The 21,897-nt window shown below is 47.8% G+C and carries 19 protein-coding genes; 7 read left to right on the forward strand and 12 right to left on the reverse strand.

What is annotated here, in order from left to right; all coding sequences use genetic code 11:
• Positions 1–46 precede the first annotated feature (46 nt).
• Positions 47–1,006, reverse strand: a complete 960-nt coding sequence (locus KNO61_RS07780) for an HD domain-containing protein (RefSeq protein ID WP_078146417.1) — start codon at positions 1,004–1,006, stop codon at positions 47–49.
• Between the two features lie 81 nt (positions 1,007–1,087).
• On the opposite strand from KNO61_RS07780, the gene KNO61_RS07785 reads away from it, so the two are divergent.
• From KNO61_RS07785 to KNO61_RS07795, 3 genes are read left to right on the forward strand one after another with little or no spacing between them, the layout of a single operon-like run.
• Positions 1,088–2,011, forward strand: coding sequence for a magnesium transporter CorA family protein (locus KNO61_RS07785; protein WP_214689359.1), 924 nt, complete (start codon positions 1,088–1,090; stop codon positions 2,009–2,011).
• 36 nt (positions 2,012–2,047) lie between these two features.
• Complete coding sequence (gene dinB, locus KNO61_RS07790) at positions 2,048–3,139, forward strand: DNA polymerase IV (protein ID WP_214872889.1); 1,092 nt, start codon at positions 2,048–2,050, stop codon at positions 3,137–3,139.
• Positions 3,140–3,178: 39 nt separating this feature from the next.
• Positions 3,179–3,397 carry a YhzD family protein gene (locus KNO61_RS07795; RefSeq protein WP_015880927.1) on the forward strand — a complete coding sequence of 73 codons (219 nt, stop codon included), beginning with the start codon at positions 3,179–3,181 and terminating at the stop codon, positions 3,395–3,397.
• 40 nt (positions 3,398–3,437) lie between these two features.
• Here the strand turns inward: KNO61_RS07795 and KNO61_RS07800 are convergent, their stop codons facing one another.
• The 4 genes from KNO61_RS07800 to KNO61_RS07815 all read right to left on the reverse strand — a co-directional run bounded on the left by KNO61_RS07800 (position 3,438) and on the right by KNO61_RS07815 (position 7,394).
• Positions 3,438–3,929 (reverse strand): hypothetical protein, encoded by a 492-nt coding sequence (locus KNO61_RS07800; RefSeq protein WP_214811566.1) that lies wholly within the window; start codon positions 3,927–3,929, stop codon positions 3,438–3,440.
• Between the two features lie 62 nt (positions 3,930–3,991).
• Entirely contained in the window at positions 3,992–5,767 is a 1,776-nt protein-coding gene (locus tag KNO61_RS07805) for an SLC13 family permease (RefSeq protein WP_214872890.1), read from the reverse strand.
• Between the two features lie 128 nt (positions 5,768–5,895).
• Positions 5,896–6,267, reverse strand: coding sequence for a YlbF family regulator (locus KNO61_RS07810; protein ID WP_015880924.1), 372 nt, complete (start codon positions 6,265–6,267; stop codon positions 5,896–5,898).
• A 35-nt stretch (positions 6,268–6,302) separates the two neighbouring features.
• Positions 6,303–7,394, reverse strand: a complete 1,092-nt coding sequence (locus KNO61_RS07815) for a DUF445 family protein (protein WP_214872905.1) — start codon at positions 7,392–7,394, stop codon at positions 6,303–6,305.
• Between the two features lie 69 nt (positions 7,395–7,463).
• On the opposite strand from KNO61_RS07815, the gene KNO61_RS07820 reads away from it, so the two are divergent.
• On the forward strand, positions 7,464–8,312 hold the full coding sequence (locus tag KNO61_RS07820) for a PucR family transcriptional regulator (RefSeq protein WP_287472313.1): 849 nt from the start codon (positions 7,464–7,466) through the stop codon (positions 8,310–8,312).
• Positions 8,313–8,416: 104 nt separating this feature from the next.
• Positions 8,417–9,514: an ABC transporter ATP-binding protein gene (locus KNO61_RS07825; protein WP_015880921.1), complete on the forward strand. Its 1,098-nt coding sequence runs from the start codon at positions 8,417–8,419 to the stop codon at positions 9,512–9,514.
• 41 nt (positions 9,515–9,555) lie between these two features.
• Here KNO61_RS07825 and KNO61_RS07830 read toward each other — a convergent pair whose 3' ends face one another.
• The 3 genes from KNO61_RS07830 to KNO61_RS07840 all read right to left on the reverse strand — a co-directional run bounded on the left by KNO61_RS07830 (position 9,556) and on the right by KNO61_RS07840 (position 12,815).
• Positions 9,556–10,206, reverse strand: coding sequence for an amino acid ABC transporter permease (locus tag KNO61_RS07830; RefSeq protein ID WP_214872892.1), 651 nt, complete (start codon positions 10,204–10,206; stop codon positions 9,556–9,558).
• On the reverse strand, positions 10,203–10,961 hold the full coding sequence (locus tag KNO61_RS07835; protein ID WP_078146406.1) for a transporter substrate-binding domain-containing protein: 759 nt from the start codon (positions 10,959–10,961) through the stop codon (positions 10,203–10,205). Before KNO61_RS07835 ends, KNO61_RS07830 begins: the two co-directional genes overlap by 4 nt.
• A gap of 126 nt (positions 10,962–11,087) precedes the next feature.
• Positions 11,088–12,815: a phospho-sugar mutase gene (locus tag KNO61_RS07840; RefSeq protein ID WP_214817730.1), complete on the reverse strand. Its 1,728-nt coding sequence runs from the start codon at positions 12,813–12,815 to the stop codon at positions 11,088–11,090.
• 100 nt (positions 12,816–12,915) lie between these two features.
• On the opposite strand from KNO61_RS07840, the gene KNO61_RS07845 reads away from it, so the two are divergent.
• A complete protein-coding gene (locus tag KNO61_RS07845; RefSeq protein WP_078146404.1) occupies positions 12,916–13,731 on the forward strand; it encodes a sulfurtransferase in 816 nt (271 codons plus the stop codon).
• 13 nt (positions 13,732–13,744) lie between these two features.
• On the opposite strand, the gene KNO61_RS07850 is transcribed toward KNO61_RS07845, so the two are convergent.
• Genes KNO61_RS07850 through KNO61_RS07865 form a run of 4 tightly spaced genes read right to left on the reverse strand, consistent with a single transcriptional unit; the run spans position 13,745 to position 19,933 of the window.
• Positions 13,745–16,177 (reverse strand): glycogen/starch/alpha-glucan phosphorylase, encoded by a 2,433-nt coding sequence (locus tag KNO61_RS07850; protein WP_214731803.1) that lies wholly within the window; start codon positions 16,175–16,177, stop codon positions 13,745–13,747.
• Positions 16,178–16,199: 22 nt separating this feature from the next.
• Complete coding sequence (glgA, locus tag KNO61_RS07855) at positions 16,200–17,633, reverse strand: glycogen synthase GlgA (RefSeq protein ID WP_078146402.1); 1,434 nt, start codon at positions 17,631–17,633, stop codon at positions 16,200–16,202.
• Positions 17,634–17,643: 10 nt separating this feature from the next.
• Complete coding sequence (gene glgD, locus KNO61_RS07860; RefSeq protein WP_270812938.1) at positions 17,644–18,846, reverse strand: glucose-1-phosphate adenylyltransferase subunit GlgD; 1,203 nt, start codon at positions 18,844–18,846, stop codon at positions 17,644–17,646.
• Positions 18,779–19,933: a glucose-1-phosphate adenylyltransferase gene (locus tag KNO61_RS07865; RefSeq protein WP_015880913.1), complete on the reverse strand. Its 1,155-nt coding sequence runs from the start codon at positions 19,931–19,933 to the stop codon at positions 18,779–18,781. The genes glgD and KNO61_RS07865 overlap by 68 nt, the downstream gene beginning before the upstream one ends.
• 156 nt (positions 19,934–20,089) lie before the next feature.
• On the opposite strand from KNO61_RS07865, the gene KNO61_RS07870 reads away from it, so the two are divergent.
• On the forward strand, positions 20,090–21,880 hold the full coding sequence (locus tag KNO61_RS07870; RefSeq protein ID WP_214872893.1) for a transglycosylase domain-containing protein: 1,791 nt from the start codon (positions 20,090–20,092) through the stop codon (positions 21,878–21,880).
• Positions 21,881–21,897: the final 17 nt, after the last annotated feature.

A 21,897-nucleotide genomic window follows, 5' to 3' on the forward strand; every position in this document is an offset into this window, starting at 1 on the left:
AAGGGGCGCTCCAGCAATGGAGTACCCCTTTTTCGTTGATCATCTATTATAGATTCGGGCGATAGAAGGCACGGTTATCGAGTGCCATGACACGCTCCGTGAATGTCCCCGGCTCGACCCCTTCATACGCTTTCTCAAACATATTCATGCGCGCATCAATGTTATCAATAAAGAATAACATCTCCGCTTCAGGCAACTGTGGCGTATTCGCAGAGCCCCATTCCGGCTTCCCGTGATGGCTTAAGACGAGATGTTGCAACAGTGTCGTCACTTCACGGTCCGTACCCAGTTCCCGTGACACGACTTCAAGCTCCGATGCCATAAGTGACAAATGACCGAGTAATTTTCCTTCGAGTGTGTATTCTGGCGTAATCGCATCAGACAATTCGATGACTTTCGCCAAATCATGCAAAATCACACCCGCAATCAAAAGATCACGATTCAAGGATGGATACAGTTCACACATCGTATCCGCGAGCTTCAACATCGACATCACATGAAATGCCAGTCCTGAATAGACCGCGTGATGATGTCGAACGGCAGCCGGGTACGTGAAGTATGCCTCTTCATGACGATTGACGACTTCCTCGACAAGACGGCGAATCTCATCGTGTTGAAGTGACGTGATGAATCCACGAATCGTCGTCTCGAGCTCTGACTTCGGAATCGGAGCCGATCGGACGTACGGTGCGATGTCTATTTCCTGCTCGATGATCGAAATTTGTTTTAGTTTCAACTGGGTGCGCCCGCGATAGTCCATCACTTCACCGGCCGCATGGACGATTTTTTTCGTCGCATACTTCTCAGTATCGGCACTATCCCATAATTTTGTTTCGATTTCACCACTCTCGTCGCAAAGGATTAATGTTAAATAAGGTTTTCCGTTCCCGGCAAGTCCCTTATACGATTGTTTGATCATGACATATTGGTCTAGCGTGTCGCCCACTTTGAGCTGACCGATTTTTGTCGTCAATGAAAGCACCTCTCTCTTGTTCAGTACTTTCATCTTAACGAAAGTTTGCGACAGATGCCAACATTCCTGACAATTTGGGAATACTATCAATATAGTGAATTGGAGGTATGGATGATGGAATGGGATTGGTATACACGACCGGAAGATTATGTGCATGTTGATCAGCAATATGCTCGAGCCTATACGTATTGGCTTGAACAATTGACGACCTCGAATGTGACGAAGATTGTCGTCGAGAATGGATATATGTATGGTTCACTCACGCTCGACTATGAACAGTTAGAACGGGAGCCACAAAAAATTGGACACTACTTCATTGGACCTGATTTTTTGTGGACAATCGGCTTTGATGATTTGCACCATGAGTCCGTTCTCGCCAAACAATGTGATTCTCCGATCGAGGCGTTTTATGAGTTGCTTGCCGAACGGATGAACAACTACTTTCATGGCATCGATGAATTTGAAGAACGATTGATGGCCGCTCAGCGTGAAATGACGGGACAAGTTCCCGCTACGTTCATGAATGAGATTTTTGGTCTTCGAAGTGAGATCGAACGGTGGTCCGATACGGTCACCCCATATAAGGAGCTTGTCATGGCGGGACGAGAGGCTTTTTTAACGATCGATTTACAGCAGTTGAAGTCGTATCAGCTTGCCGATTATCGAGTCAGTCGATTGCTGACACTCATCAATCATTATCAAGAAGACGTGATTGCGATGACAGACCTCGCCTCCACCCTGTCAAACTTCCGAGGGAACGAAATCATGAAGGCACTAACCGTCTTCACGGCGCTGACGACTCCCGTCGTTGCATTCGGTGCGGTTTGGGGAATGAACTTTAAAAACATGCCTGAACTGGAATGGCCGCTTGGATATGGATTCGCCTGGCTCATGATTCTTCTCTTCACGCTCATCATCCAAGTGTGGCTGAAACGGAAGAATTGGATCGGGTCATTGCTACAGTTTCCGAATCAGACGACTTCAACGAAACATCGGTCAAAACAAAAATCTCAAAAAACGAACAAAAGTTCGGTATAATGAAAGAAAAGTGATTCACACAAGAAAGGTGATGTTATGGAACGACTCATCATTCATGTGGACATGGACGCATTTTATGCCTCTGTCGAACAGCGTGACCGTCCTAACTTACGAGGAAAGCCCGTCATCGTCGGAGGTCCTCCCCACAGCCGCGGGGTCGTCGCGACATGTTCCTATGAGGCGAGGAAATACGGCGTACACAGCGCGATGTCATCACGTCGCGCTTTTGCCTTGTGTCCCCATGCGACGTTTGTCAAACCACGGTTTCAGGCCTATCGACAAGTCAGCGCACAAGTGATGGAGATTTTTAAGTCGGTCACACCGCTCGTCGAACCACTCTCGCTCGATGAGGCTTACCTCGATGTGACGGAGAATTCGTTATTGAGTACATCCGGACCCTTTATCGCCCGGTATATATTAGGCGAGATTAAGCGTCGCACCGGCCTCACTGCATCTGCCGGAGTCGCACCGTCAAAGTTTGTCGCGAAAATCGCTTCAGGATTTGAGAAACCAAATGGACTCACGGTCGTTCCGCTCGATGAAGTGGCAACCTTTCTGGCTCCCCTCTCCATCGAAGCCATGCATGGAGTCGGAAAAGTGACCGCCCAAACGCTTTATAAAAGTGGTTATCATACGATCGGTGACCTTCAACAAACTCGTCCTGAGCAACTGAAAGCCATCTTTGGACATGATCGTGGGCACCAACTATATGAACTGGCACACGGACGTGATACGCGTCCTGTCGTGGCCACGCGAGAGCGTAAGTCGATTGGGTCAGAAACGACGTTTGCATTTGATATCGATGACCCGGAAGAAGTGTTCGAACGGGTCATCCCAGAGATGGGGGACGTATTGCGTCAGCTCGATCGCCGCGACTTGAGCTGTCAAACGGTCACCATCAAAATAAAGACGAGCGAGTTTCAGGCTCGGAGTCATCAAATCAAATTAAACCACCCGACGCATGACCATGATGAGATTAGACGACTTGCCAGACGTCTTTTCGACGAGATGAACGTCATCGAGCCCGTCCGCTTGATCGGACTGACCGTATCCGATTTGATTCCCCGAACTGAATCGACACGACAGCTGACATTCGACGAACTGACAAAACCTTCTCTTGAAGAATGAATGACCATTCATTAAAATGAAGAAAAGGGGGTCGTGTGAATGGAAACATACACGGTGACAGGATTTGAAAATGATGGCACGCTCGTATTGAATGAAATGTTCGAAGCGAGCGACGATCAGTCGGCTAAACAAAAAGGGCTCGACATGCTTCGTGCTGCTGGACATGAGCATAAAGGGGCGCGTATCGTACGACGGGGGCAACTCATCTACTTCGAGCGTTGCAAATTACCGGGGAAACTGAAAGGGACGGCATCTTAACAAAAGTAGACCAGGACAATGATTGTCTTGGTCTACTTTTTCATTCACCATATTTTTTATTCCACGCATCCTGCCATTCTTGAAGATCGGGGTGAATATCTTCAAGCGATTCTCCGCTCAAACTATATCCGTTCCCTAAACCTGATCCGTCTGTCACGGGGAATGATGTCCCGCCGATGACCTTTCCATCCACGATCATTACCGAGACAGCAGTCTGACCGGCGGGAGATTGCTCACCAATCGGATGATCTTTCACCGTAAAGTTTTCGTAGTAGATGGTCTTACCCACGTATTCATCCGGTGATACGGTTTGTAGTCCCCAAACGTTCCGTTCACGATCCTCTGCCAGTTCCTCTAAGGTTAAAGTACTCGTATGCTCTCCTTCAAAAGAAACGATCGAGTACTGTTGCTCCTCGAGATACGCTTCGGCCACCTGCCCGTTCTCCGTCATCTCCGGTTCTGATTCAGTTTCCATCTCTTTCCCACACGCAACAAGAAACAGGCAGAAGAATACAATCATCCATTTTTTCATCATCGTCCCCCCTTTCATCTGCTGATTCCTCTATTTTCGATACTCGTCCCCAAACCTCCTATTCAAAATGGGAAAAGGATGAGAATCATCAGAATTCCTATAATGCCCGTGATGAGTTGCAACGGCACACCGACTTTGACAAAATCCATAAATCGATAGTTACCGATACTAAAGACCATCGCATTTGTCGGAGATCCGAACGGGGTCATAAAAGCGAGTGACGCCGAGATGGCGACCGCAACGACGAATGGAACCGGACTGACAGTCATCGATTCGGCGAGTGCAATCGCTAAGGGGACAAACAAAATAGCGGTCGCTGTATTCGAGATGATTTGACTAAGGAGCATGGTCGAGACGAATAAGACGACGAGTACCCATATAGGACCAAAGTCGGCAAACGTCCTTTCAATCCATTCAACGACCCATCCCATGATTCCCGCCTTTTCAAGCGCCGTTCCTACCGGGATCATGGCCGCAATCAAGACGAGCGAGGACCATTGAATAGATTGATAGGCGACGTCCATCTGTCGGACGGCCCCACTCAACACCATCGCTAGCGCAGCCATCCATACGGCAACGGTCGGATCGACCCATTCGAATATGAACAGGAGCAACAACATGAGCATGATGATGCCTGCTGCAAGCTGATGACGCCCCGATACGACTCGATTGGCTACCTCGGTCACCCGTTCATTTGATAACAGGTCATGTGTCTCTCTTTCCATCCGCTCTAAATCATCCCATGTCCCCTGTACCATCAACATGTCCCCTTGTTTCAATGGCGTGTCTTTCAATCGTACGTGTGCGATCTCTTCTTGTGGTCGGATGACTTTCAAGACATTGACATGAAATTGATTACGTAACTGACTCTCACCGATACGCTTCCCGATTAATCGACTCACCCCTGGGACCGTGAACAGGAGAACCCCTCCGGTTTGATCATCTACACGGGTGGCCTCAATCGGTTCAAATGGTATCTGTTCTTTTTCAGAAAAGTTCTGAACGTGCCGTTCCTCACCGCTGACAAGTAATTCCCCCGCACGTAGTACGGTGTCCGCATGAGCCGTCTCATGATGGTGCCGTCCATGAACTCGTTCCTTCAAGACTATAACCCCTTCATGAGACCATGAAAGGTCACGTAACTGTTTCCCAATTAACGGATGACTCTTTGCAATCGACATCACATAGACGTTTGGACGCAATGGCTCACTTATCTCCGTCTTCAACCACTGTTTCGCCCCTTCTTGATGGAGTAAGCGATTCCCGATTAGACGGAAATAGATCAATCCAATCACCATCACGACCAGACCAATTGGAAACAATGAAAAGAATCCGAGCGGTTCATCCACGAGGCCGCGGAGTGCTTCTGCCGCAACGAGATTGGGAGGTGTCCCAATCAGTGTCATTGTTCCACCGATGCTTGAAAAAAAGGCGAGTGGCATGAGATAAGAATCCGTAGACTGTTGGATTTTTCGTGCCATTACCATCACAACAGGAATGAGCAAAGCGACGGTCCCCGTATTGGACATGACACTCGACAAGAGCGTCACCGTCAACATAAACAGATAGAATAAACGCGTCGCATTCCCTCCTGCGTATGGAACAAGCAAAGAAGCCAACCGTTCCGCCAGACCAGAATGAAACAATCCCGCTCCGACCACGAACAGTCCAGCAATCATCAAGACGACCGGATTGGAGAAACCAGCCATCGCCTCACCTGGGGTCAATTGTTGTGTGAGCACGAGGCAAACAAGTCCAATCAATGCCACTAAATCCGCCCGTAACCATCCTGCTATAAAAAAGAAAATCATCCCTAAAAGGATTATCACCGTGATCATGCTGATTCACCCTTTCGCTATTGTCACAATTTCATTATAACCCACTTTATGTAAGCGCTTACTTAAAGCGTGTGACAATCTCATCAACAAAAAAACGGATGGCTCTAAAGCCATCCGCACATCATTTGTTATTGAACTTCGTTTTCGTTCACCATCGGGGCATAAAGCTCCTCGAGTGGTTTCATAATGATTTTCGTCACTTCTGTGACGAGTTGGTGCATGCGTTGCTCTTCTTGCATGAGCTCCATGATCAATTCGTTCTGTTGAACGTTCATCATTTTCGTTTGTGCATCCATCATTTCCTGCTCAGAGATTTCCTCTCCTTGCATCTGCTTTTGTTGAAGCGTCATTTGGATGTTACGGAAGTCAGCGAACAACTGGTTCGCTTCCGCATCCGCATTGACACGATCGTATAAAGAAGAGAGTGTTGTGAACTCTTCAGAATCGCGAAGTGCTTTCTCCAATTGGTAAGCTTGGTCGTACAAGTTTGTTTGTGACATGTAACGTCCTCCTAAATGCTATTAGGGTTAAGCCATCACAAGATGGCAATCAACCCTTGAATCAACCCAATCATACCACCTAACAGCGCACCAAGCCATGTTATTGCCCGGAACTCTCGTTTCGAGATCGATAAGACGATCTCTTCGAGGTACGACGTGTCGAGTGATTGGACCTGCTCTTGCACAATCTTATCAATCTTCAATCGGTCCATGATTGTCTCCATTTGGTTCGTGAAGCGCTCAATGACAAGCACGACACCTTGTGGAACGAGTTCGTCGACAATGCGGGATTCGACGGACTGTGTATACGACGAGACCGGACGATCCAATAATTGTCCGATTGGCAAACGAGATACAACTTGGTCTGTGATGCCATCGATGAGTCGTGCTTCGAGTCGGTCATCGATCAGTGTATCGACCGTCTTCTCACTGAATCGCTCAAATTCACGCGTGATCATCGTCGTCATTCCGTCACGGGTCGATTGACCACGTAAGATGTTGACGATTTCTGGTCGAACCATCTCGACAAAGTTCATGTTTTGAATGAACCCTGCGATAAATCCGAGACGACGCTGGACGAACGAGTCAACCATGTGACGAAGTTGCGCCTCACCTTCAGGAGAATAGAAATATTCCTCTGATTTGACGAGAAGCGCCTCTACGACTTCAGGAATGACCACTCGTACACGGTCCATCCCTTCTTCTCCAAGTAACTCAAACAGCTTTCGTTCTTTCACTTCAGCCATGACGTTCGATAGCTCGTCACGTAGTTTTTCATCTGCTAGCGTGAGGAATCGTGCCTCTGCGTTCGGATAGAGGGGTTCCAATAGCTCGCGAACCGTCTTATCCGAGCGTAACATCGTCTGGACCTCTTGTTGCGCAAAGTGCGTAATATGCGTCGTCACTTGGTCATCTAGCAATCGCTTCCGCATACCCTCTGGTGTCAATAGGTGTTTGACGACCGTCTTCCCTAAACTAGATGCCAGTTCATCTCGACGTTTCGGAATGAGTCCTGGTGTAAAAGGAATCCGGAATGAACCGATGTATTTCGGTTCGTGTGGTCGGAACAACATCTTGATGGCGAGAAAGTTGGTCACGCCCCCGATGGTCGCCCCGATCAATATCATGAGTAAAATCTTAAATAACCCGTCCAAACTGCAAGCCTCCGATCTGAAATATGATACATTGTTGTTGAGGTGATAGTATTGAATACGTTTGATCGTATTAAATCGATTTTTCCGACTGCTGTCCATCGGTCGGAAGATGCATCTGGTGACCTTGATTGGTTCGAGACGCAAGATGGTACCCTATTCGGACTCCCCGCGTTCGAATTGAGCGAACGCGAACAAAAGCTGTTGGCGATGTGGGCGACGCCAATCCTTCAATCAGACCCCCATCAACGAAAATGGCAAGCAACACTTCAAGATGAGACGTTTCGTTTTGAGCAACCGTTTCGGCTCATCTCTCTTTCTCTCCAAGAAGCAGAAGAAGAATCGTTCGAATCCTTCGTCAATATCGTCCGTGACTTTATGCCGCATGCCAAGGTCATCTTGATGTCGACAAGACATATCGAGCTAATTGAGCAAAGCCCATTCGTCGATCTTCAGGAGTTTGAAGACGTATTGCGGGCCATTGCGAGTGACTGTTTCATCGAGGCACATGCTGTCTATAGCGAACGTCCACAAGGTTCGCTTGCCCATGTGTATCGTCAACATCAATTGCTCATGCCATACGCACGTATGTCTACTAAAACTTACCCTGCTAGTCAATTATTATACCATTATTTACTACAACAGGACTCAAAAGAGCGGATGCATATCACTGCCCCGTTAATGCAAATGCTCGATTTATCGACAATCGAATTATTAGAGGCGTTGTTTCGTCACTCGTTGAATGTCTCGCATACCGCCAAAGCACTGTTCATGCATCGAAACACGCTAAATTATCGGCTCGATCGCCTATTTGAGACGACGGGTTACGATGCTCGAACGTTCTATGACGCTAGCCTCCTTCAACTCATGGTCATGTTGCACAAATCCGATTGACGGTTTTTGTGCAACTTGTCCATATTCAATGCAAGCGGTTTCATTATATAATCGTTCTTGTAAGCGCTATTATATACACATAGATTCTTTAGGAGGCTAACGACATGGCAGAAATTCGTTTAGAACACATTGATAAAATTTACGATGGTGGCGTAAAAGCCGTCAGCGATTTCAACTTGCATATCAAAGACCGTGAGTTCATCGTTTTCGTCGGACCGTCTGGTTGCGGAAAATCGACGACACTTCGTATGATCGCAGGACTTGAAGAGATTTCAAACGGTGACTTTATCATTGACGGGAAACGAATGAACGATGTCGCTCCTAAAGATCGTGATATCGCCATGGTCTTCCAAAACTACGCACTTTATCCGCATATGAGCGTCTACGACAACATGGCGTTCGGGTTGAAGCTCCGTAAGTTCCCGAAAGACGAGATCGATCGTCGCGTAAAAGACGCTGCCCGCATTCTCGGTTTGGAAGAATACCTCGAGCGTAAACCAAAAGCGCTGTCAGGTGGACAACGTCAGCGTGTTGCCATCGGTCGTGCAATCGTCCGTGACGCAAAAGTCTTCTTGATGGATGAGCCACTCTCAAACTTGGATGCGAAACTCCGTGTACAAATGCGTAAAGAGATCATTCAACTCCACAACCGCTTGGACACAACGACGATTTACGTTACCCATGACCAAACGGAAGCGATGACACTCGCTACACGGATCGTCATCTTAAAAGACGGAATCATTCAACAAGTCGGTTCGCCGAAAGAAGTATATGATCATCCAGACAACATCTTCGTCGCCGGCTTCATCGGTTCACCATCGATGAACTTCTTCCGCGGTACACTCGCAGAAGGCAAATTCATCACGAACGGTGAAGAAGTCAACGTACCAGAAGGAAAAATGAAGACGCTTCGTGATCGTGGCTATGTCGGAAAAGAGCTCGTCCTCGGAATTCGTCCCGAATCAATCCACGATGAGCCAATCTACATCGACTCACCAACGACACACACGTTCAAAGCGCACATCGACGTCGCTGAGCTCATGGGGTCTGAGTCTTACCTCTACGCTGAACTCGGTGGACAACAGTTCACAGCACGCGTTGACGGTCGCTCGAACATCCACATGGGTGACGATGTCGAACTCGCACTCGATATGACAAAAGCACACTTCTTCGACGGAGAAACTGAAGCAGTCATCCGTTAAGGTATACAAAAAACCTCGATTCGTATGAATCGAGGTTTTTCTTATCGAATCGCGTAACGCTGTTCGAGTTTGTGTTGACCGGCTTGGATCAAGGTCGATAAAATCCAGTAAATCGACGCCGAGAACAAGAGCAACGGCATGACCAAATACGTCGTGGCCGCAATCTGGTCAGACACGTACGTCAACTCCTGTACCGCGATGACCGTCCCGAGGGATGTCGACTTGATGATGTCGATGACCGAGTTCGAGACAGGTGGGATGGCACGTGAGAGTGCCTGTGGGAAAATGATGTCTTTGAAACGTTTCATTTTCGGAATGCCGAGTGCGACACTTGCCTCCACTTGTCCTTTGTCGACCGAGTTGATGGCTGCTCGGAACGCTTCTGAGATATAAGCAGCGAAGTGGAAGCCTAATCCAAAGATGAGCGCCTGCATCCCACTGAGTTGAACGAACCCGGTGAGCCCAACATATAAGATCAACAGTTGAAGTAAGAGCGGTGTTCCACGGAAGAACGAAATGTACGTCCGTGTGAACAATCGTACAATTTTAATCGGACTACTATGAAGTAAAGCGATGATCAGACCGAGCGCCAAGGCGAGAAGAATCGACAGGACACTGGCGATCAACGTGAGCTGGATGGCTTCAAGATAGGCCGAGCGGTTCTCTATGACGGTCGTGATCAGTTCATTCATTGACTGATATCCTCACCGAAGTACTTCTCACCGATTTCTTTCATCGTGCCGTCTTCTTTCATCTCTGTGAGCGCGTCGTTCAACTTGTCAAGCACGTCGCTATCTTGACGTGTCATGAATCCAGCTTCACTTGTGTTGAAGATATCACCGACTGCTTTGACGTCATAACCTGTTTTTTCAAGTTCCGTCAAGATGAAGAGACGGTCGTTGAGGGCCGCGTCCAAACGACCGACTTCGAGGTCTTGAAGGACTTGGTTCGCCCCTTTGTAGAATTTCACTTCAGCGCCAGCTTCTTCAGCCATTTGTGCATAAGCAGAACCTTGTGTCGATCCGACTACTTTTCCGTCGAGGTCGTCGATCCCTTGGATGTCATTGTTGTCTGAACCAACGATGACTTGAGCTCCTGACACCGCGTACGGGTCAGAGAATGCATAGTTCTCTTTACGTTCCTTTGTGATGCTCATTTGGTTGGCAATCATGTCGATGCGTTCAGCGTCGAGTGCCGGGACAAGTCCTTTGAAGTCCATTGCTTCGTATTCCACTTTATAACCGGCACGTTCTGCCGCTTCATTCAAGACGTCGATGTCATATCCAGTCAATTCACCTTTTTCTTTGTACGTGAATGGTGGGTATGTCGCTTCTGTTCCGACCGTGATGACCGCTTCGTCCGCTCCACTGTCTGTTTCGTTACCGCATGCTGCGAGAAGCCCGACTGAAGCTCCGATTGCGAGTACGCTCGTTAATGTCTTTTTCATAATAATTCCGCCTTTCCTATAATCCTTATATGATTACACGGTTTTAAACAATATCCTCATCATACTGGCGCGATGTCTTCATGTCAAACAAAAAACATCACCCTATTTCTAGAGTGATGTTCCTTATCAATCAATCGCTTTCGCTTGTTTCATAACATCCGCCTCAATCGCTTCACGTTTTGCGGTCGTCTTCTCGGCACGATCCGCATGCACACTGAAATAAAACTTGATTTTCGGCTCGGTTCCAGATGGACGAAGACAGAACCACGAACCGTCCGCAAAGACGAATTTCAAGACGTTTGATGATGGCAATTCAATCGTTTCCGATTTACCGGACTGTAAATCGATCGCCACTTGTTTCTTATAGTCTTCGAAACGGGCGACCTCATATCCACCGACTTCTTTTGGCGGATTGGCACGAAACGCCTCCATCATACGTCCGATTTGCTCGAGACCAGCTTTTCCTTTTAACGTCATCGACTGCAAGGACTCTTCATAGAATCCATACTTCTCGTAAATCGACTGCAGCGCATCATAAAGCGTCCGACCGTGTTGCTTATGATAAGCTGCCATCTCGGCTGCGAGTAGGCAAGCCTGAACAGCATCTTTATCACGACAGAAGTCTCCAATCAAATAGCCGTAGCTTTCTTCATACCCGAAGAGGAATTCATATTCGCCTGATTCCTCATATTGTTTGATCTTCTCCCCAATGAACTTGAATCCAGTCAACGTGTTCTCAAGATGTACACCGTACGCTTTTGCAATCGCAGCACCGAGTTCAGACGTGACGATCGTCTTAGCGACAAATCCATTAGACGGCAACGTACCTGTCTCACTCTTTTGTGAGAGGATGTATTCCATTAGGAGCGCGCCTGTCTGGTTCCCAGTCAAGACGAACCACTCCCCGTCCCGTCCGCGCACGGTCAAGCCCACACGGTCCGCATCCGGGTCCGTCGCCATAAGTAAATCAGCATCGACACGGTCCCCGTATTCCATTGCTAATTTAAATGCAGCCTTTTCTTCCGGGTTCGGATAACTGACAGTCGGGAACGCACCATCTGGCTCTGCCTGCTCCTCTACAATTGTCACGTGCTCAAATCCGTACGCCTTCAACCCTTCCATAACCGGACGGCGTCCCGTCCCATGGAGCGGTGAATAGACAATCCGAAGCGGGCTGTCCTGTACGTCATGATGAATCCGAATCGACTGGAGCGCCTCCATATAGGCTTCATCGACTGATGAGTCAACTGTGAGGAGTAGCCCCGTTTGTCGGAGCGCCGCTTCATCTTCAATCTGAATTTTCAGCTCGTCTTCAATCGCATTGACGTACGTAACGAGTTCATCCGCTTCCGCTGGTGGAAGCTGTCCTCCGTCTGCCCCATATACCTTGAATCCGTTATATTCCGGTGGGTTGTGGCTCGCCGTGATCACGATGCCACCGAACGCATTTAAATGACGAACGGCAAACGACAGTTCAGGTGTGGCACGCAAACTTGGGAACAAATACGTCTTGATTCCGTTTGATGCCAATGTCCGCGCCGCTTCTAATGCAAACTCAGGCGAAAAATGACGTGAGTCATGGGCGATGACGACGCCGTGACGTTTCGCCTCTTCCCCTGATGCTGAGATAAAATCAGCAAATCCTTGTGACGCTTTTCGAATCGTATAGACGTTCATCCGGTTCGCACCTGGTCCGATTTCTCCACGCATCCCGCCTGTTCCAAACTCGAGCGTCTTATAAAATGCATCTTCTAATGTGGTTTCATTTTTTGCGAGTTCTTCAAGTTCCGCACGTAAATGCGGCTCGAGCCCTTCGAATTGATTCCAACGGTCATACGTTTGTTGCCATGTCATGATTCATTCCCCTTTCACCCTCAAAAAATTCAATCGAAGTACTCGCCAATTGCTTCCATCTTGTATACGATGAGAGTAACGAAACCTCGAGGTGATATTAATGTTTCCAACAATGCGTGCCCAAGAATTAAAACAAATCGTGCATACGAACTCGATTCGTTTCATCGATTGCCGATATTCGCTAAACGACGCGTCCTATGGTAAATATGTCTACCGAAAGGGACATCTTCCGAACGCTGTCTTTCTCGATTTGATGGAAGACTTGTCCGGTCCGCTCGGCGAACACGGCGGACGGCATCCGCTCCCTTCGAAAGAAGCATGGACGGCAACACTTCGTCGCATCGGCTTGAAAAAAGAAGATTTGGTCATCATTTACGATGACGGCTTCCCATTCGCAGCCCGTGCATGGTGGCTCTTCAAATGGGCCGGTCACGAACGGGTCGTTGTGTTAGAAGGCGGTATCCAATCTGGCATCACTTATTGCGGTGAGACCACTACGGACGTTCCACACTATCCGACAAGCGACTATACGCCAGACTTCCAAGACCATATGATTGCGACACTCGATGAAGTGAAAGCTGCTGCGAGCGGCTCACTCTATGATTCACGAACTGAAGATCGCTTCAACGGGTCACATGAACCAATCGACTCAAAAGCAGGTCATATTCCGAACGCATTGCTCTGCTCTTATGCCGAGGCCATAACAGAACTCGGGACGTTAGAAGACTTCCACGACTTAAAAGAACTGTATAAAGATGTTCTTCCCGTTGAGAACCCCATCTTTTACTGTGGTAGCGGTGTGACCGCCTGCGTCAATATTTTGGCGCTTCACGCTCTCGGAAAAGATGATGTCCGACTCTATCCGGGATCCTATTCCGATTGGATCAGCTATCCAGAAAACGAGGTCCACCCCTAAGGGTGGATCCTTTTTATTTTACGCTCGTCGGTTTGATATTCCAGACCGCGTTTGCGTATTCCGTGATGGTACGGTCACTCGAGAAGATTCCTGACTTCGCCGTATTGACGATTGAGCTTTCAGCCCAACGTGATTGGTCACTGAACACCTCATCGACTCGTCGCTGTGCCCGCATATACGAGACAAAGTCTTTCAAGACGAGGAAGTCATCGTTATAGACGAGGAGAGAATCGAAGATGGATTGGAATTGATATTCGCCCACTTTATCGAACGTTCCGTTGACAAGACCATCGACCACATCTTTGATTTCCTGATGTGCGTGATACATCTCTGCCGCATGATAGCCTCCGAACTTCTTATAGTTCATGACTTCTTGCGGAGATAATCCAAAGATAAAGATGTGATCATCACCGACGGCGTCACGAATTTCGATATTGGCCCCGTCTAACGTTCCAATCGTCAAGGCTCCGTTCATCATGAATTTCATGTTTCCGGTACCGGATGCTTCATAGCTCGCAGTCGAGATTTGTTCGCTCAAGTCAGACCCTGGGAAAATCCGTTCGGCCATGGAGACACGATAGTTTTCAAGGAAGATGACTTTAATGAATTGACTCGCCCGCTTGTCCTTATTGATGAGCGTGGCAAGGGCATTGATATAGCGAATGATCTCTTTCGCATAGTAGTATCCCGGTGCCGCCTTGGCGCCAAAGATAAACGTGCGAGGCACCATCGTAAACGTCGGGTCCGCTTGAATCTTCAAGTAAAGCGCATGGATGTGAAGGGCATTCAGCAATTGTCGCTTATAGGCGTGCAAGCGTTTGACTTGTACGTCAAAGATGGAATGAGGGTCCACTGTCTCTCCCGTTTCTTCTTGAATGTATGCCGCTAAGTCCAATTTGTTTTGTTGCTTCACGTCCATGACTTTTTCTTGGAAGCTCCGGTCTTTCGAAACATCCATCAACTTTTCCAAGTCGTTCGGATGTTCGATCCATGACGGGCCGATTGCTTCCGTAATGGCGTCGGATAATCCCGGGTTCGACTTCAAGAGCCAGCGGCGGTGTGTGATCCCGTTCGTCTTGTTGTTGAAGCGAAGCGGGAACATCTCATATAAGTAACGCATCTCGCGCTGTTTTAAAATATCCGTATGAATTTGCGCTACGCCGTTCGTTGAATGAGAACCGACGACAGCGAGATTGGCCATATTGATCTGTTCGTTTGACACAATTGCAATCTCTCCCATATGGGATTCGAGGTGCGGATAGTTGACGAGTACGTCTCGACAGAAACGTCGATTGATTTCTTCGATGATTTGATACACGCGCGGCAGGAGGCGTTGGTACATCTCGACCGGCCATTTCTCAAGCGCTTCTGCGAGTAGCGTATGGTTCGTGAACGACATGACGCTCTTTGTAATCCGCCACGCCTCGTCCCAACCGTATCCATGCTCATCCATCAAGATGCGCATCAATTCAGGGATTGCGACGACCGGATGCGTATCATTGATATGAATCGCGTAATGGTCGCCTAACTGCTTAAGTGATTTATTTCGCTTCAAATAGGAAACAAGCATCGATTGAATGCCTGCAGATACAAAAAAGTATTGTTGTTTCAAACGTAATACTTTTCCTTCATACGTCGTATCATCTGGATACAAGAATTCCGAAATGGTAGCAATCGACTGTTTATGTTTCAACAAGTCTTTATACGTCCCTTTCGTCTTCTCTAAATACGCCTCGTCGTCAAGTGGTGATTCGGCGTTCCAAAGACGTAACGTATTCACGACATCATTCTTATAACCGATAATCGGCATATCATACGGAACGGCAAGAACAACCTCGTCTGGATGATGGACGACACGCAATCGATCTCCGATTTGTTTCATCTCAATCCAGCCACCGAAATTAATCTCGACCGCTTTATCCTGACGTCTCGTTTCCCACATGTTCCCGTCACGGAGCCAGTTATCCGGCAACTCGACTTGATAGCCGTCTACAATTTTCTGTTTGAAGAGTCCATAACGATAGCGGATCCCGTTTCCATGCCCAGGTAAACTGAGTGCAGCCAACGAATCGAGGAAGCAGGCGGCCAGGCGCCCGAGCCCTCCATTCCCAAGACCCGGCTCTGGTTCCAACTCGGTAATGTCTGTGAAGTCGTATCCGAGATCTTGCAGTCCGTCTCTAACGAGCTCCAATACGTCTAAACTGAGCAAGTTGTTGTATAAGAAGCGACCTAATAAAAATTCTAGCGAGAAATAGATGACTTGCTTACTGTGTTTTTCTTCTTGACGGTCGCGGGTGTGAATCCATTTAGGCATGGCCTGCTCGCGTACCATCGTTGCCAATGTTTGATACACTTCCTGCTCTGTCCCATCCTCGATCGACTTCCCGTTCAATGCAATGAACCGTTCTTTAAATGCGTCGACAAAGCTTTGTTTATCTGTGAACATAAATCAAGTTAGCTCCTTCCACTCATGCGAATAAATGATATAACTCACGATATTGCTTGGCGGATTGTTTCCAGCTATAGTCCGCGGTCATCGCTTGATGGACGAGGGCATGCCAGTTTTCTTTTTCATAGAAGACACGAATCGCTTTTTCAATCGTCGCCAACATCTCATGAGCATTGTAGTTCATGAATCCAAAACCGGTCCCTTCTTGCGTGAACTCGTTGTACGGCTTCACGGTATCCCGGAGTCCACCTGTCTCACGTACGATCGGCAAGGTGCCATATCGCATGGAGATCAATTGACTGAGACCACAAGGCTCAAAACGTGACGGCATTAAAAAGGCATCCGATCCCGCATAAATCAAGTGTGCGAGTTCGATGTCAAAACCGATATATGACCCGACTTTCCCCGGGTGAGCGGCTGTCATCTCGTGAACGATTCTTTCATATTCCGGTTGTCCCGAACCGAGGAACGCGAACTGGCAAGGGAGCTGTCCAAGTTCTTCACGGACACCGTTAATTAAATCGAGACCCTTTTGGTCAACGAGTCGGCTGACAAAACCGATGAGCATGACATCGTCACGTACTTCAAGCCCAAGTCGCTCTTGTAACGCCCGTTTGTTGACAACTTTTCCTTGTTTATAGGTGTCTAGATTGTACGTCTCTGCGATTCGCTGATCCGTACTCGGATCGTTTGTCGCCAAATCAATCCCGTTTAAAATGCCACGCACGTCGACTGCCCGATGACGCAACGCCCCGTCTAATCCTTCACCGTAATAGGGTTCCATGATTTCGTCGCGATACGATGGGCTGACGGTCGTGATTTGATCGGAATGGACGATGCCGGCTTTCATGTAATTGACGAGACCGTTATGTTGAATTCCTTCGGCCGTGAAATGTTCAGGACCGAACTGTAGCAATTCTCCAAGAATCTCTTCTGGGAAAATCCCCTGGTATTGTAGGTTATGGATGGTATACACGGTGCGAATGCGTTGATACGCTTCAATATGTTGATAATGGATTCGTAAGAAGGCCGGTAAAATACCTGTCTGCCAGTCATGACAATGCAGGACATCGGGTACGTCTTCCATCTTCCCAATCATTTCGAGTACAGCGCGAGAGAAGAAGGCGAATCGTTCAGCATCATCAAAGTGTCCATATAAGACACCGTCACGTTTAAAGTAATACTCGTTGTCGATGAAGTAATACGTGATGCCGTCCCGCTCTAACTTCAAGACTGCCCCGAACTGTTTGCGCCACCCGACCGGAACAATCAGGTCGAATAAATACTCCATCTCGTCCACATACTCTTCAGCGATCGAGCCATATTTCGGCATGACAACACTGACTTCTTCTCCTAGGCCCGCCACCGCTTGAGGGAGCGAACCGACAACGTCGGCCAGCCCCCCCGTTTTCATGAACGGTGCCGCTTCTGAAGCAACATACCAAATTTTCATAAAATCCTCCTCATACCACTGTTCGTTTCGCGATGACAATCGGTTCGTCGATTGTGCCTCGGATGACCTGTCCTCGTTTTACAACAACTTCTTTATCCAAAATCGCGTTTTCAACGACAGCTCCTTCTTCAATGATCGATTTTGATGAAATGATTGAGTTTTTCACGCGTGCGTGTTTACTGACTTCAACACCACGGAAGAGAATACTATTTTGCACCTCGCCATGAATCTTACATCCATTTGCCACGAGCGCCTCGTTTACCTTTGATCCTTTCAAATAACGAGTCGGTGGCTCATGTTTGATTTTCGTGTAGATATGCGGGAAGTCATAAATGATGCCTTCGCCACGGAGTAATCGCATGCTTTCATTATAGTAAGAAAGCACCGAGTGAATGACCTGCATTTTCCCGACATAATGGTACCCGTGCACGTGTAAACGATGAAGCTGGGGACGAATGACGCCATCCAACAGGTCATATTCGCCTTTAGAGGTCGCTTCATCAACGAGACGCATGAAGAGATTCTTCGACATAATGATCGTTTCTGTGTACGTGTACTCATCATCCGGTGAGAATCCGCGCTCAGAGATGCCGACGACGCGGTCATTCTCCCCAAGGCGTATCGGACGGCAATAGCCACATTTCTGTTCATGGGTCGTATAGGCAAGCGTGATGTCCGCGCCCATCGATTTATGATGTGCGAGCATGTCGTTGTAGTCAATCGTCGTCAATACATTCGAACCTGTGATGACCACATACGGCTGCTTGCTGCGAATGAAGTGTTCACGGTGCATCGAGAAGTTGGCCAAGTCGCCAAGAAACGCTTCCCCGTCCGGTTTCAACGCTGGTGGGAAGATGTGGAGACCACCTTGCGAACGGTCCAAATCCCACTCTTTTCCCGAGCCGAGGTGATCCATCAACGAGCGATACTTGTCTAACGTAAAGATTCCGACTTGATTAATATTTTGTGTGATCATATTCGTCAAGGTGAAGTCAATCAGGCGATAGCGTCCTGAGAATGGGACTGATGCCAGATTACGATGTCCAGTAAATTCCGGAAACAGACCTTGTTCCGTTCCTAAGTTAATGACCCCTAATAAATCGTTCGTCAACAGTAACGCCTCCTTGCGTGTCTCTTTACTCGTATTAAACTCTTTGTTTGAAGACGGTTCCACTTTCAATGTTTTCGTGTGGTTCAATAACAACGATTTCACCACCCGGCTCACCTACTGTCGCGCCGTCTTCAATGACTGCACAGCTAGCGACAATGGCTCTGTGAATTGTTACATCCTTCCCGATTCTAGCTCCTGGCATGATCACCGAGTCTTTAACGAGTGAACCTTCTCCGACACGGACGTCGTAAAATAGCACTGAATGTTGGACTTCGCCTTCGATATGACATCCTTCGTTAATTACAGACTGTTCGACACAAGCATCTTTTCCAATATACTGAGGAGTCTGGTTCGGGTTGACCGAATAGATTTTCCACTCCGGGTCATATAAATCGAATGGAGGCTCTTCTTCCAAGAGGTCCATATTCGCTTCCCAAAGAGACTGGATCGTACCGACGTCTTTCCAATAGCCTTTGAATTTATAAGCGAAGACGTCGAGTCCTTGAAGAAGCGTGTTCGGAATGATATTCTTCCCGAAGTCAAAGCTAGACGTTTCGTCTTCAGCATCTTTAATCAAGTGTTCGCGCAAGACGCTCCAGTTGAAGATGTAAATCCCCATCGAGGCCAAGTTGCTCTTCGGTTCTTCTGGCTTCTCTTCGAACTCATTGATGCGAAGGTCATCCGCTGTGTTCAAAATTCCGAAACGCGGCGCTTCATCCCATGGCACTTCCATGACAGAGATGGTTACATCGGCTTGTTTTTCTTTATGGGCTTCGAGCATTTTCTCGTAGTCCATTTTATAGATGTGGTCCCCCGAAAGAATCAACACATAATCCGGATCGTAATCATCGATGTAACTCAAGTTGCGATAGATAGCATTGGCCGTCCCTTCGTACCAGTTTTTCCCCGACTGTGCTTGGTAAGGTGGGAGAATGGCTAACCCCCCATTGCGACGATCTAAATCCCACGCCGTCCCGATTCCTAAGTAACGATTCAATTCAAGTGGCTCGTATTGCGTCAATACCCCGACTGTTGTAATTCCCGAGTTCGTGCAGTTTGACAATGGGAAATCGATAATGCGGTACTTTCCGCCGAAATTCACGGCCGGTTTCGCCGTTTTTCGCGTAAGAGGCCCCAATCGTTTTCCTTCTCCTCCCGCAAGGAGCATCGCAACCATTTCTTGCTTCATAAATAATAAGCCTCCTCAAAATCGTGATATACAACCTCTTTTACCCTTTTTCGTCCTTTCCTAAAGTATTCCTTCTCGAATTATTATATGATAACGTTTACATTTTTATTTTTTTTGTAAATTGGACGATATAATGTATAGAGAGAGGTGAAATAGATGAGAGCTTGGATTGGAACCTTATTTTTTGCTGGGCTTTTGGCCGCTTCCTTGTCACTTGCCACTGCATTGAAAGAAGAGATTGACCAGGCAGATGAAATTCTTTCCTGGGGACACGAGCTGGTATCGGCACAACCACTCTCGTCAAAGCATGCCGTCATACTCGCATACAACGGTGGAGAACAGCAGATCTACTTGACTGGCCGTAGAAATGACGTGTCTCCGAAAGCGTTGCCCGAACATATCCAAGATGCGATTATGACCATCGAAGACCGTAAATTCAATGCCCATCCCGGTTATGATTTGAGCGGGATTGCCCGGGCATTTATCAATAACGCAAACGAGACATCTGTCCAAGGTGGAAGTACGATCACGCAACAGTTGGCACGGAACGTGTATCTCACACATGAACGGACTTATGAACGAAAAGTGAAAGAGTTATTGCTTGCGCGAGCACTAGAAAAAAATTATAGCAAGAAAGAAATTTTAACAGCTTATAGCAACGTTATTTTTTTTGGGCATAATGTATATGGCATTCAATCTGCAGCCGATACATACTTTTCAAGACCGCTCGACGATCTGAATTGGAACCAACTCGCTTACTTGTTGACGGTGCCAAATAACCCGTCACTTTATGATCCTCTCAATCCATCCGACACTTTTTTCGAACGAAAGGACCGAATCTTGACGCAACTGTTTGAAGCGGGTGTTCTCTCGAAGAGTGCATATGATCAGTATCATGGTGTCAAGCTACAAGCGTCGTTTCGCATTCAAACGATTCAATACCCGGACTACATGGATACAGCCGTCCGCGAAGCGATTCAATTGGTACGGTCACGCTATGACTTAGACGATGCCGAGGCAAGAGATTATTTATCCACGCATGAAGCGACAATCGAGACTTACTTATCAACCGGGAAGCAGAAACAAGCAAAACAAGTGATGAGTCAACTTCCTCCCGGTGTGAACGGGGGCTATACGGAACTCACACCTCAAGGGAGAATCGTGGCCATGGTCGACTCTGAGATGACGCAAGTCGGCGAGTTCAACCGAGCGACCCAGGCGTACCGCCAACCTGGTTCCGCAATCAAACCGATCCTCGTGTTCGCCCCATTCATCGAAGAGACGGGAGCGACACTAGACACGGTACTTGACGGTCGTCAGGCTTGTTACGGTTCTTATTGTCCCGGAAATAGTCACAACCGTGTGTTAGGCGATGTCTTATTGAAAGATGCGGTCGCTTTCTCGTATAACACACCTGCGCTCGCCGCCTTCTCAGCAATCGATCAGGAACGCGCGTATAAGACAGCTGATATGATGTTCAGTCAATGGGATGAACAGGACGAGAACTTAGCGAGTGCGCTTGGCGGTCTCACACAAGGGGTCTCCCCAAAAGAACTCGCCGCCGCCTATACCCCATTCTTAAATAAAGGCGAGTATACATCCGGACATACAATCAAACAAATCACATTCAAGTCCGGTGAACCAACACTGACCCCGATCTTAACGGAAGAGACAGTCTGGTCTCCGGAAACGATTAGTGAGATGAAAAAAGCGTTATCGACCGTCACCTCATACGGTACAGGTCGCTATGCGAATCAGCTGAAACATGAGTTTGAGTATCTCGGAGGAAAGACCGGAACAACGAACGACAATAAAGATATGTGGTATGTCGGACTGACCGACCGCACGATCACCGCCATCTGGCTCGGTGCCGATACGCCCCGTCCGTTCCCGGAACTCGCCAACCGTGCGTATCCGGCGATTGTCTGGACACAGGCACATCAATAAAAGGAGTCAGCCACTGA

Origin of the sequence: Exiguobacterium sp. s140, assembly GCF_018617035.1 — a bacterium.
GTDB classification, from domain to species: Bacteria; Bacillota; Bacilli; order Exiguobacteriales; family Exiguobacteriaceae; genus Exiguobacterium; species Exiguobacterium profundum.